The 12304-nt window shown below is 33.1% G+C and carries 14 protein-coding genes; all 14 read right to left on the reverse strand.

Annotated features, from left to right (window positions below; translation table 11 throughout):
- Complete coding sequence (locus RSA29_RS00925; protein WP_346932324.1) at positions 1-690, reverse strand: TIGR02536 family ethanolamine utilization protein; 690 nt, start codon at positions 688-690, stop codon at positions 1-3.
- Between the two features lie 247 nt (positions 691-937).
- Entirely contained in the window at positions 938-1576 is a 639-nt protein-coding gene (gene eutD, locus RSA29_RS00930; RefSeq protein ID WP_346941776.1) for an ethanolamine utilization phosphate acetyltransferase EutD, read from the reverse strand.
- Positions 1577-1592: 16 nt separating this feature from the next.
- Positions 1593-2363, reverse strand: a complete 771-nt coding sequence (locus tag RSA29_RS00935; RefSeq protein ID WP_346932326.1) for a cobalamin adenosyltransferase — start codon at positions 2361-2363, stop codon at positions 1593-1595.
- Between the two features lie 73 nt (positions 2364-2436).
- Positions 2437-2727, reverse strand: a complete 291-nt coding sequence (gene eutM, locus RSA29_RS00940; RefSeq protein WP_346932327.1) for an ethanolamine utilization microcompartment protein EutM — start codon at positions 2725-2727, stop codon at positions 2437-2439.
- Between the two features lie 52 nt (positions 2728-2779).
- Positions 2780-4252 (reverse strand): acetaldehyde dehydrogenase (acetylating), encoded by a 1473-nt coding sequence (locus tag RSA29_RS00945; protein ID WP_346941775.1) that lies wholly within the window; start codon positions 4250-4252, stop codon positions 2780-2782.
- Complete coding sequence (locus RSA29_RS00950; protein WP_346941774.1) at positions 4252-4857, reverse strand: BMC domain-containing protein; 606 nt, start codon at positions 4855-4857, stop codon at positions 4252-4254. Before RSA29_RS00950 ends, RSA29_RS00945 begins: the two co-directional genes overlap by 1 nt.
- A 12-nt stretch (positions 4858-4869) precedes the next feature.
- Positions 4870-5523: an ethanolamine utilization microcompartment protein EutL gene (eutL, locus tag RSA29_RS00955; protein ID WP_346932330.1), complete on the reverse strand. Its 654-nt coding sequence runs from the start codon at positions 5521-5523 to the stop codon at positions 4870-4872.
- 18 nt (positions 5524-5541) lie between these two features.
- Positions 5542-6429, reverse strand: coding sequence for an ethanolamine ammonia-lyase subunit EutC (gene eutC, locus RSA29_RS00960; RefSeq protein WP_346941773.1), 888 nt, complete (start codon positions 6427-6429; stop codon positions 5542-5544).
- 13 nt (positions 6430-6442) lie between these two features.
- On the reverse strand, positions 6443-7807 hold the full coding sequence (locus RSA29_RS00965; protein ID WP_346941772.1) for an ethanolamine ammonia-lyase subunit EutB: 1365 nt from the start codon (positions 7805-7807) through the stop codon (positions 6443-6445).
- Positions 7808-7824: 17 nt separating this feature from the next.
- On the reverse strand, positions 7825-9258 hold the full coding sequence (gene eutA / locus RSA29_RS00970; protein ID WP_346941771.1) for an ethanolamine ammonia-lyase reactivating factor EutA: 1434 nt from the start codon (positions 9256-9258) through the stop codon (positions 7825-7827).
- A 131-nt stretch (positions 9259-9389) separates the two neighbouring features.
- Positions 9390-10817 carry a sensor histidine kinase gene (locus tag RSA29_RS00975; protein WP_346941770.1) on the reverse strand — a complete coding sequence of 476 codons (1428 nt, stop codon included), beginning with the start codon at positions 10815-10817 and terminating at the stop codon, positions 9390-9392.
- Positions 10810-11382, reverse strand: coding sequence for a response regulator (locus RSA29_RS00980; RefSeq protein WP_346941769.1), 573 nt, complete (start codon positions 11380-11382; stop codon positions 10810-10812). The genes RSA29_RS00975 and RSA29_RS00980 overlap by 8 nt, the downstream gene beginning before the upstream one ends.
- 21 nt (positions 11383-11403) lie before the next feature.
- On the reverse strand, positions 11404-11835 hold the full coding sequence (locus RSA29_RS00985; protein WP_346941768.1) for a EutP/PduV family microcompartment system protein: 432 nt from the start codon (positions 11833-11835) through the stop codon (positions 11404-11406).
- A gap of 10 nt (positions 11836-11845) precedes the next feature.
- Positions 11846-12193 carry a BMC domain-containing protein gene (locus RSA29_RS00990; protein ID WP_346932337.1) on the reverse strand — a complete coding sequence of 116 codons (348 nt, stop codon included), beginning with the start codon at positions 12191-12193 and terminating at the stop codon, positions 11846-11848.
- Positions 12194-12304: the final 111 nt, after the last annotated feature.

Raw genomic sequence — 12304 nt, forward strand, 5'->3', positions numbered from 1 at the left:
TTAAATTCTATTAACCTTCAGATTATGAATTCTTATAAAGTCATTAGCTAATGGAGTAACTATACTTTTCTTATCTATTACAACCGACTTCATGCCATTCATAAAAGGCTTTCTAAGATCTGCTTCACTAATAAGTTTTTTATTTCTAATTTCAAAGCTCATACCCTCAACCTTATTGACTTCCTCAGCTAACAAAGGTGAATGTTCTTTAGTGTTGTTAAACTCTTCTTTTCTCAATCCCTTATTTTCAAGATTGTCAAGAAATTGAACTATATCAATACCATAAACTTTTAGCTCTTTTTCAAAATTTAAATACTTATTATATAGTGCTCTTGGTGCAGTATTTTTATACCTTCTATATTCCAATCCATCCTCTAACACATAAACCTTTTTACCTTGCATTAACATTTTTATAATGAAGTTTTCTTCATCCTTAGTACCTGTTAATGTTGCTAGATTTGCCATAGATTTTATAGAAATTTCAGATACTATAACAATGTCACAGTCCACTGTTTCTTCAGTATATGGAATTAGTTTATACTCAGCTTCCATAGTAGATTTAGTAATAGGATCTAATGATTCTTCCCCAATTACTATAGCAATTTTATTCTTAATTTCTTTTTTAGTTGCTTCTTCTAATTTTTTATAAACCTCTTTAACAATTAAGTCTACAAGTTTATCATAATTCATTTAAATATCCCCCTCTTCGAGGCTTACTTAACTATCATCCAAAGGGTATACTTAGACATCTGAAAACAAATAATAGGGCAAAGATACGAAGGATATTTTGATTTAGACAAGGAAACAGGTTCCGCAGATAGTAGCACTATCTAAAGGTTCTGCTGACGACGTATCAATCAAAATAGCCGAGGACACTGACCTATTTATTTTTTGAAGATGCCTTGCTAAAATATTAAATCTAGTTGCTTGTTAATAATTAATTACAAGTTGATTTAAGTATTCTACATAGTGTTCCTTTAGCAAATCCACAAGCATTAGCCTCATCATAGTCTATATGCATAAATGTTTTAAAGTCTGGGCTTACCCTTATAACAACATCATCAAATATTAATGGTCTGTTGCCATAAATTTTTGCTTGTATGATTTCTTGATCTTTTACACCAAACTTTTCTGCATCTTCAGGAGTTATATGTATATGTCTCTTTGCAACAATTACTCCCTTATCTACAGTAATAGAAGCCCTCTCTGTAGAAATTGTTATTCCTGGAGTGTTCTCTATTTTCCCACTTTCTTTAACTGGCGCTTTAATTCCAAGTGATGTAGCATCAGTTGAAGAAACCTCTATTTGAGTTGCTTTTCTAGCAGGTCCAAGAACAATTACATTCTTAATTGATCCTTTAGGTCCTGTTACTGTAACTCTCTCTTTACATGCATATTGTCCTGGTTGTGATAAATCTTTAATTTTAGTAAGTTCATAACCACTTCCAAATAATATGTCTATATGTTCTTTACATAGGTGAATGTGTCTTCCAGAGGCTTCAACTTCTATAAAAGCTTCTTTTTTAACCCTCTTTATTACTTCATCTATTATCTCTTCTACTAAAAGATTATTCATATTTCACCCTCCTAATCTAACTGTATTCTCCTGTTCTATACTTAAATATCATTATCCAAAACAATGATGATAGTCTATTTAATGATTTAATTATATCTGGTCGTTGAACCTCTCCGTATTCACCTTTAAATGCAGTATAAGCCAAAAGTTCTGTTTCTCTTATAGTAGTTCTACAAGAATTTAAAGCCACAACAGCCTCTCCCATGGAAAACTCTACAGGTTCATGACCTATACCATAATATTTTTTAGGATAGTGAGATTTTTCTCTTAATTCTTCTGGGGTCATCCCTAAAAGTTTAAACTCTCCAACGTCCTCTTTAAGTACTTCACATCTAAGTATCCATCTTACAAAAGTTAATATCTCTTGAAGATCTTCAGTTAGCTTTGTAGAACCTAATCTATGAGTAATTATTTGAGTTTCAAGTATTTTAGATTCCAAAGAATCTAATTTGCCTCTAAGAGCAATTATCTTATGATCCTTAAATACCAATAAATTTCCGTATAGGTGTGTCATATGCTCAGGTTTTTCATTTAGTTCAGCACCAAATACAGTTATATATTTGATTTTTTCTTCATTGGTTTGTGTCTTTTTAGGTACTTCTTTTTTCACTTCTTTTACTACTTCATCTAAAGAATCTACATACTCTAAATTAATATTATTTTCACTTAAAAAAGATTTTGCAGATGGGGTAACTATTTGACCCTTTAAAACTTTAAATTCAGTAAATTCCCTGAAGTTTTTCCCCTTTAACTGTCTTCTTACTTCACTTTCAGTTAATACTGACATAACTTCACATCCCTTATAAGATGTAAGAGCTGTACTGCACTATGCAGTACAGCTCACTACTACCAAATCTAAATTATAATACTTCTTTTATTTTTGGTAGAACTGCATCTACTTCAAAATGTGGTCTTGGAATTACGTGAACAGATACTAATTCTCCAACTCTTTCAGCAGCTGCTGCCCCTGCATCTGTAGCTGCTTTAACTGCTCCAACGTCTCCTCTTACAAGTACAGTTACAAGTCCGCCTCCAACTTGCTCTTTTCCTACCAATTGTACGTTGGCAGCTTTAACCATTGCGTCTGCTGCCTCTATTGCTGCTACTAACCCTTTAGTTTCGATCATTCCTAATGCATTTGCGTTTGCCATAATAATTTCCTCCTTAAATTTAACCATTCTTATTTTTTGTTATTTTGGTTTGTTATCTTAATTCACTTATTATTTTCTTAACAAGTAAGTTAACAAGCTCTTCTGTATCAGAAGATGACATAGAGCAATTTGTATTGCTACTAGTACTTCTACCTCTGAAATGTTCTATTTCTCTCACTCCGTAAGCCACCTTTTTAATATTTAAAAGATGAAGTGGTCCTACGTTATCAGATGTTGCACTTCCACCAATTGCTCCACACCCTAATGTTAAAGCTGGTATGATATTAAGAGATGCTCCGATTCCACCAAGAGTACTTGGAGTATTTACTGGCATTCTTGATACTGGCATGCTAAGTGCAAATCTTTTTACTAACTCTCTATCTTCACAATGCATTGAGAATGTGTGTCCAGCACCTTCATTAAGAAGAATTGCTCTACATTTAGCTTCAACAGCCTCTACATTTTTCTCAACATAGAACCCTAAGATTGGAGCTAGTTTTTCTCTTGAATATGGAACATTGTGTCCTACTTCTGTTTCTTCACCAATTAGTACTCTTGCAGAAGATGGTACATTAGTTAAGTTCGCAAGTTTTGCAATTGTTGCTACACTTTTTCCAACTATTTGTGGATTCATGCTTCCATTAGCTCTCATTATGAATTTACCAAGTTGTTTTGCTTCCTCTGGAGTTAAGAAATAAGCTCCTTGCTTTTTAAGCTCTGCAATTACTTTATCTTTAATACATTCCTCAATAACTATTGATTGCTCAGAAGCACAAATTGTTCCGTTATCAAAAGTCTTAGAATCCATAATTCTCTTAACTGCAAGTGCTAAATCTGCACTCTTATCTATAAATGCTGGGCCATTTCCAGGACCAACACCTAAAGCTGGTGTTCCTGAAGAATATGCAGCTTTAACCATTGGTGTACCACCAGTTGCAAGTATCATAGCTGTATCTTTATTTTTCATTAATTCATCTGTAGCTTGTAATGTTGGAATTGTTATACACCCTATAGCACCTTCTGGACATCCTGCTTTAATTGCAGCTTCATTAAGAATTTTAACTGTTTCTAATATACATTTCTTAGCGTTTGGATGTGGAGAAAATACTATTGTATTCCCACACTTTAAAGATATAAGAGCTTTATACATAGTTGTTGATGTTGGATTTGTTGAAGGAATTAATCCTGCAATAACTCCCATTGGAACAGCAACGTCCATAACTTTTGTCTCTTCATTTTCAGCAATTATCCCTACTGTTTTAATATCTTTAATGTAATCATATATATAAGTTGAACCAAATACGTTCTTAATTACTTTATCTTGCCAAATTCCAAATCCGGTTTCTTCAACTGCCATTTTTGCTAATCTTTCAGCATTTGCAGCTGCCGCTTCAGCCATAGCCTTAATTATTTTATCTATTTCTACTTGAGATTTTTGAGCTAATTTAACTTGAGCAGCTTTAGCTATTTTTATAAGGTTTCTAACCTCTTGTATCGATGCTAAATCTTTATCTATAAGTTCCATTATTTTTCACCCGCTTTGTTATATTCTAATATTGTTTTAACCAGTACATCTTTCTTTGCAAACTTAATCTGCTTGTTTGTCATATTCGGAATTTGTAGACTTCTAACTAATCTTCTTAGTTCTTCAACTTTCATAGCATTATAGTCTATTTCATTCTTAGACCCTTCAACATTTATTTTATTTGCTTTAGGTTCTGGTTTGTTTTCTACTATAGTTTCTTCTTTAGTTTTCGTTTCTTGTACTGGTGACTTTGTTTTTTCATCAAAATCCTTAATAACCTCTTTTTCATTTTTAGATGATAAAGATTTAGAGATTTCCTCTTTTACTTCAGGTTTCTTTTCAAAGAACAGTTCTTGAACTTGAGAATCAACTCTTGGTATTACATGAGCTGTTCTAAATGTTCCAAGCTTTTCAACGGAAGCCTTGGCTGCATCAACTGCAGCCTTTACAGCTCCTACATCTCCAGTTATTTTAATTGTGGTAATACCACCTTTTATTTTTTCTAGTCCAATTAAGGTAACATTTGCAGCCTTTAGAGCAGAATCTGCAGCTTCTACTGCTGCTACGTATCCTCTTACTTCTACTAGACCTAGTGCTTTACTCATCTAAACCTTAACCTAAAAGTTTACTGGTTGTTGAGCAACTGATTTAACAGCTTCTGCAAAAGCGTCACATGCTGCCTTACATGCTGATTGACTACCTGTAAGTAATCCACCACCATAGTTTGTTTCAGTTGGAGGTCCAAAGAATTCTTTAAGCTCTACATCTGCTGCCTTCATAGCTGCATCTAATCCATAGATTGCTTCAAGTGGTGGTGCTACAAGGTAAGCTAATGCTTCTCCTTCTTTAACTCCAGCTACTTTAGAAAGGTAAGTTCCTGTTCTTGAAACACAATGTGCATAGTATGCTATTGAGTTATCATCGTTAGCACTTACAAAGTGTGATCCATTTTCCATAAAGTCAATAGCAGCATTTAATCCGCTTCTAACTTCTGCTGGACTTGGTCCTGCTATTATTCCGATAACTTCACCAGCAAGTTTTGTAGATGCATTTGCAGCACCTGCATACATTGATCTTGCATATACAACATCAACCTCTGCTGACTTAGTAGCTTCGTCAAGTGCAGTGTAAGTTACATCGTCACTATCAGCAGTTATTAATCCTAAACTTTTGTGGTGAGGTTGTAATTCTAATTTTTTAACTAGTTCTGGGCTTACATTTGAAATTATTTTAACGCTTAATACCGTTGGACGTAATGCTTCATTAATCACAATAAATTCCCCCTAAAATTATATTTTTAAATTTATTCCAGATGCTTTCTTATCAAGCATAGTTTTGATAAGCTCAGCTATGTGTGCTCCAGCTTCAACTGCTGTAGTACCACCCTTGTGGATGTTTGATATAACTGTTCTATTTGCTTCTGGCATATTTGCTGTTGGTCTATATGCTATGTAAGCACTCATTGATTCAGCTGTAACTAGACCTGGTCTTTCTCCTACTAGCATGCAAACAACGTCTGCTCCTGTTGCATCACCAACTGCATCCATAGCACCAACTCTGGCATGTTTAATAAATAATATATCTCCAATTTCAATTCCATACATTTTTAAACCTTGTTTAATTGCAGGAATTGAATCTTTTAAATTTGCTTCAATTGCAGCTGAACTTAGTCCATCTCCAACTATTAATAACACTTTTTGACCTGAAAATTTATCTTTTATGAATTTAGTAGTTTCTTCATCAAATCTTCTTCCAAGATCTGGACGAGTAAGGTAGTGATCCTTATCTGTACACATTGTGTTTACTTCTATAAGATTGTTTGCTTTTATAAAATCCTCGGATACATAAGAGAACACTGAGTCTTGTGCCGCAGCATGGTCAGCTCTAACTCTTAATTGAGTTATAGTATTGTATCTTGTACCTGTTCTTCCGATACCTATTCTTGCAGGAGTTCTCTCCTTCATTTTTAGGTACCCTTCTCTGTCGTGTGGATTTTTAACTAAAAGTTGCTTCTTTAAATCTATTTCTGTTATATCTGGAATGCATCCATTCACATCTACTACAGTGTTATTGCTAACTTTACTTGCTATTTCATTTACTAAATCAGTAGTTCCTGTTTTCCCTACCATTTCGCCTAATAATTTTTCAACCATTGATTTTAATTCTTGTTCATTCATCAGTAGTCCCCCCTTATCCTAAGAATATTGAAGCGTCTCCAGCTTTGCTGGTTAACTTACCATTTTTAGATATATCCATTTTTTCCATCCACTCTTCGAAAGCTTTTATAGGTCTTACTCCTAATAACTCTCTTATAGTAGCAGTTTCATGGTGTCCTGTTGTTTGATAGTTAAGCATAACGTCATCTCCATGAGGTATTGCCATGAAGTATGTACATCCAGCTGTAGCAAGTAATACTGCTAAGTTTTCTATATCATTTTGGTCAGCCTTCATATGGTTTGTATAACAAACATCACATCCCATTGGAAGTCCTGAAAGTTTACCCATGAAATGGTCCTCAAGTCCTGCTCTAGTAACTTGTTTTCCATCATATAAATACTCTGGTCCTATAAATCCAACAACTGTATTTACTAGGAACGGATCAAATCTCTTAGCAAATCCATAACATCTAGCTTCCATTGTTACTTGGTCAGCACCATGGTGCGCATCTGAAGAAAGCTCAGAACCTTGACCTGTTTCAAAATACATTACGTTTGGACCTGTAGCTGTTCCTTGTTTAAGTGCAAGTTGTCTTGCTTCTTCTATTGTTGCAGCATTGAATCCAAATGCTGAGTTTCCTTTTTCAGAACCAGCAATTGATTGGAATATAAGATCAGCTGGTGCACCTTTTCTTATTGCTTCCATTTGTGTAGTTACGTGCGCAAGTACACAAGTTTGAGTTGGGATTTCCCACTTTTGTTTGAAATCTTCAAATCTGTTTAATATTTTAACTACACTCTCTACAGAGTCATCAACTGGATTTAATCCAAGTACAGCATCTCCCATACCATAGCTTAATCCTTCCATTAATGAAGCAAGTACTCCATCTGGATCATCAGTTGGATGGTTTGGTTGTAATCTAACTGATAATGTTCCTGGCTCTCCTATTGTTGTATTACAGTGAGCTATAACTTTTATTTTCTTAGCGGCACATATTAAATCTAAGTTAGACATAATTTTTGTAACTGCAGCTACTATTTCTGATGTTATTCCTCTTGAAACTCTTCTTATATCTGATCCTGTAGTCTTATCATCTAATAACCACTCTCTGAATTCAGCTACAGTCCAGTTCTTAACTTCTGCATATATTTTTTCGTTTACATCATCTTGAATTATTCTTGTAACCTCATCCATTTCATAAGGTACTGCTGGACTATTTCTTAAGTCACCCAGCGTAAGGTTAGAAAGTACAACCTTTGCTGCAACCCTCTCTTCTGCTGATTGTGCTGCAAGTCCTGCTAGCTCATCTCCTGATTTTTTTTCATTGGCTTTTGCCATAACTTCCATTACTGTATTGAACTGGTACATTTTTCCAAATAATTTAGTTTTTAAAATCATGATAATCCTCCTCTCGGTTAATTAAATACTAATGTTTTTATAACTACAGGTAATACTTTACCTTCTGCTACTGGTTTACCTATATCTATATAATCTCCATTTTCAACCTTGATTCCATCGATACATACTATATCTTTCTCAAAATTCAAAATAGAGTAAATAGCCTGACCTAAGACCTTTGCCATATCATTTTCAACAATTATAATGAGATCAAGATTACTATCTATTAGCTCCTTCATGCCATCTACAAGACCTTTTGCCATATCTTGTATCTCCATGAAAGAAGGGTTCTTTTTCCCATTTAATGCTACTGCAATACCTTGCAACTCATTTTCATACTTAAACCAATCTAATTTATCTACTATAGCTTTTTGAATTCCTGCTGATCCTTTATTTTCATCATCAACACTAATCTTTAAAATAGGTAAATTTTTTATTGGAAATTTGTCATGAGTATAAGTAATAGTACTACCGCTAATATCCATAGTATGAGAACCTGCCCCAACTACTGTAGCTCTTATAGTTTCTAGTGCCCTTATTACCTTAAGCTTCCTACATAATTCAGAGTTTTTAATTGCATCTCCTAGAAGTATACCTATGTCGCCATACTTAAAGTAATCATCAATAGGTGCTTCATTATAAATGTAATCTGCTACCCCTCCTGAGAACGAAATGCATTTAATTTCTTCCTTTAGTTCTATATTCTTATTTGTAATAATCATATTTAATGTAGATGTTTGTGGCCTTATACCTACACTTTCCTCTAGAACCTTTACCATTTCATTAATAACTGGCTTTAGCATTTCACGAGTCGCTTTATATCCAACACTTACATCGAAGTTGTTATCATCTATAATTTTCTGTATCTTTGGCGCAATATATACTATATTATTTGTATCTTTATCAAGTTTTATAAGTCTGCCACCAATATCTAAACATCCAGTTTCTTTAAGGTCACCTCTATTGAATACCGCTAAATTAGTAGTTCCTCCTCCTATGTCTAGGTTTACAACCACTGTAGAGTGTTCTTCCGAATAAGTGTGAGCGCCAGCACCCTTAGCTGCTATTATGCTTTCTAGATCTGGTCCCGCTGTTGCAACAACAAAATCTCCTGCAAATCCGCTTAATGTATGAAGTACCTCATTAGCATTCTGCTTTCTAGCAGTTTCTCCCGTAATAATTACTGCCCCAGTTTGAATTTCATCTTTATTAACACCTGATTTTTTATACTCTAATGCAACTATATCCTTTACTTTTTCAGCATCAATCTCTGTCATGGATTTAAGTGGTGTAAAGTAAACATCACTTCTATAAATAACTTGTTTATCTACGATTGAAATCCTTGGAACTGAAAAACTTGAAGCAGTATTTTCTATTATTAACTTTGAAAACACTAACTGTGTAGTACTTGTTCCTATATCAATTCCAACACTTAGAAGCTCTTCTCTCATAATTTCACCTCCCAATATAAAAAGACTCAAAGTTACAAATATAAAATCAGCATAAAATGCATGAATTTATATTTTTTTAACCTTAAGCCTCTTTGCTTAAATCAAACTACGTCAGTGTAGTCCTCAATCTATTAATTTTTCATTATAAATTTAAACTTAACTTCTGTCCCAGCTTTACTTGAAGTTATATTTATATCTCCATTTAATTTATCAGAAACATAATTTTTAACTATAGATATCCCTATGCTAGACATTTTATTTATAGAAGTATCAAAACCAACACCATTGTCAGCCACCGATATTTCTCTTAATTCTCCACTTGCTTCAATTTTAACTTTAATAATTCCACTACCCCTATTATGAAAAGCGTGATCATAACAGTTTTGTATTAATTCATTTATAATCAGTGATATAGCCGTAATTCTATCAGTATCAACATAAAAGTCATCACCTGAAACTTCTATTTCTATTTTCTTATGAATATTTGAAAAACACCTTTTCGCATTATCTGCTATAGCATTTATAACCTTCATAATTTTCACTTCATCGCTTATATCTCTAGATAAAAGTTCATGAGTTGCTGCAATTGCAAGAATCCTATTTACACTGTCCTGAAGACTTATCTTCGCTTCTTCACTATTACATCTTCTCCCTTGAATTCTTAAAAGTGAAGCTACAGTTTGTAAATTATTCTTTACTCTATGATGAATTTCTCTTATTGCAACAGACTTTGAAATTATTTCCGCTTCTTTATTTTTCACATCTGTTATATCCTCAATTATTTCAATCACCCTTAGATCTTGTTCTTTAATCAGTATTGTTTTTATCTTGTAATAAAAATTACTAACCTCTACTTCTTTTGTTAAAATTTTTTTCGTCTCTGCAAACTCTAAAAATATATTGATACTAGCAAATTTAGTATCTCCTAAAGCTATATCATCATAATGCATTCCTTCTAATTCCGTATTATATCCTTCACGTTGATAAATCACAGCTGCTTTTTTGTTTTTAATTTTAAGTATTCCATTTTTATCATAAATTAAAATTGCAGAGTCAAGGTTATCATTAATTAGCTTATTAGAATTTATTAAATTCATTAATTGATTTGTCTTATATTTTCTGCTTATAGCTTCATCATTTCTAATTTTAAAATCTGCTCTAATCTCATTACTTATATCAGTCTCTGCAATAATTACACCAATAATTTTGTCATCATTTAGAATTGGATGTATATTCTGCCTCACAAACCTATTTTCTTGAGTTAATGCTTTTATTCCCTTAGACACCTCTCCAGTTTCTAAGGTTCTAAGTACACCCGGTTCATTTTTTCTCAATGCTTTTTTACCAATAACTGAATCATAGTAAATTGATTTTTCATTTCTTCCTTCTGCAACTACTATAGCTTCATCTACATTAGTAGATGGTATATCTAAAAATACATCACATTCCTGCAAATTAGCCATTATATGTATTGATGCAGAAATCTCTATAATTTTCTTTATATCACATTCACTTAAGTCTGAATAATCTTCACATAATTTTTTAATTCTATTATTCATAAGCTACAATCAAAGTCTTTGCAATATCAATCATAGTACATCTTCTATCCATACTTAACTTTCTTATATATCTATAGGCTTCTTCCTCATCAAATTTTAATTCTTTCATAAGTATACCTTTTGCTTTTTCAATTAATTTTCTTTCATTCAGTTTAGATGTGATTGTTTCTAATTCATCTTCAAGCTTTCTAAATTCATCTACCTTTGATAAACACATTTCTACAGTTGGTATAAATGATTTCTCATCTAATGGCTTAACCAAATATCCATAAGCACCTACATTTTTGGCCTTCTCTATAAACTCACTATCATTAAACGCCGTCAAAAGCAGTATTCCTCCAGCCAAATGTTCTAACCTAATTCGTTTACTTGCTTTAATTCCATCTAGTATCGGCATCTGTATATCCATAATAACTAGATCAGGTTTGTGCTCCTTACAAAGTTCTACCGCACTAAACCCATCAGCAGCCTCTGCTACCACATTGTAGCCCTCTGCTTCAAGGATATCTCTGATATCCATTCTAATAATAGGCTCATCGTCGACTATTATAATGTTCTTCTTCATATTACTTTTATTCCCCTTTATCTATGAACTTAAATATTTGTCTAATTCTGCTATTCCAGTTCCATCTAAAGTATTAACTTCAAAAATTGTTGAAACTCCAGCCTCCTGCAATCTTTCTCTAGCTCTTTGAATTTCATCACTATTTAAAGCCATATCTATCTTTGTTATTATTCCTATTGTATCCTTAGAAAACATACTAGCAAATCCAGGAGCTATATATGACTCTTCACTGGTGCAGTCATATACCAACCCAATTATATTAGCATCTGCCGCTGTTACTATCAAAGCCTTATAATAAAATCTATTTTCTAAATATTCACCTGGTGTATCTATTGATTCATCATATATTTCCACCGATTGGGTCTTTTTATACTCTACCTCGTAGTTATTTAGCTTTTGACAAAGAGTAGTTTTACCACTTCCTGTCTTACCAATAAATATTACCTTCTTCATATCCTCACCCCTAAGTTCTCGTGATCTTAGTAGATGCAAATTGAAGTAATCCTTCAAGTACACTTATCACTTCATTTAAAGCAGATTCTATGGAGCTTACATCTCCTGTAATAAGTAGTGACCCACTAAATCTATCTACAAATCCCAGCGTTATTCCAGCAGCTTTTGTAGCTACATCTGCAGCTATTATAGTTCCCTCACTTGGTGTTATAGTTAAAATACCTATAGCATCTCTTTTATCTACCACAAGACCTAATTTCTTATAAAGTTCTTCACTTGGGTTTGCTATTATATGTGCAAGGGTTACTTGTTTACCTGGTACAAATTCTTGTATAATTCTTTGTTTATCCTCACCCACGCTATCACCTTACTTCCTTATATATGATATTAATTTTCACACTTCTAATTGCAAAACATTATTTTTAGTATTACCCACGTTTACTCAACTATTCTTAAATCCAAATATATT

The organism is Clostridium sp., from assembly GCF_036660475.1.
Classification (GTDB): Bacteria; Bacillota; Clostridia; order Clostridiales; family Clostridiaceae; genus Clostridium_J.

Excerpts from the sequence above, each read along its gene's own strand:
- RSA29_RS00925 (WP_346932324.1), bottom strand. The coding sequence starts at position 690 with ATGAATTATGATAAACTTGTAGACTTAATTGTTAAAGAGGTTTATAAA.
- eutD (WP_346941776.1), bottom strand. The coding sequence starts at position 1,576 with ATGAATAATCTTTTAGTAGAAGAGATAATAGATGAAGTAATAAAGAGG.
- RSA29_RS00935 (WP_346932326.1), bottom strand. The coding sequence starts at position 2,363 with ATGTCAGTATTAACTGAAAGTGAAGTAAGAAGACAGTTAAAGGGGAAA.
- eutM (WP_346932327.1), bottom strand. The coding sequence starts at position 2,727 with ATGGCAAACGCAAATGCATTAGGAATGATCGAAACTAAAGGGTTAGTA.
- RSA29_RS00945 (WP_346941775.1), bottom strand. The coding sequence starts at position 4,252 with ATGGAACTTATAGATAAAGATTTAGCATCGATACAAGAGGTTAGAAAC.
- RSA29_RS00950 (WP_346941774.1), bottom strand. The coding sequence starts at position 4,857 with ATGAGTAAAGCACTAGGTCTAGTAGAAGTAAGAGGATACGTAGCAGCA.
- eutC (WP_346941773.1), bottom strand. The coding sequence starts at position 6,429 with ATGAATGAACAAGAATTAAAATCAATGGTTGAAAAATTATTAGGCGAA.
- RSA29_RS00965 (WP_346941772.1), bottom strand. The coding sequence starts at position 7,807 with ATGATTTTAAAAACTAAATTATTTGGAAAAATGTACCAGTTCAATACA.
- eutA (WP_346941771.1), bottom strand. The coding sequence starts at position 9,258 with ATGAGAGAAGAGCTTCTAAGTGTTGGAATTGATATAGGAACAAGTACT.
- RSA29_RS00975 (WP_346941770.1), bottom strand. The coding sequence starts at position 10,817 with ATGAATAATAGAATTAAAAAATTATGTGAAGATTATTCAGACTTAAGT.
- RSA29_RS00980 (WP_346941769.1), bottom strand. The coding sequence starts at position 11,382 with ATGAAGAAGAACATTATAATAGTCGACGATGAGCCTATTATTAGAATG.
- RSA29_RS00985 (WP_346941768.1), bottom strand. The coding sequence starts at position 11,835 with ATGAAGAAGGTAATATTTATTGGTAAGACAGGAAGTGGTAAAACTACT.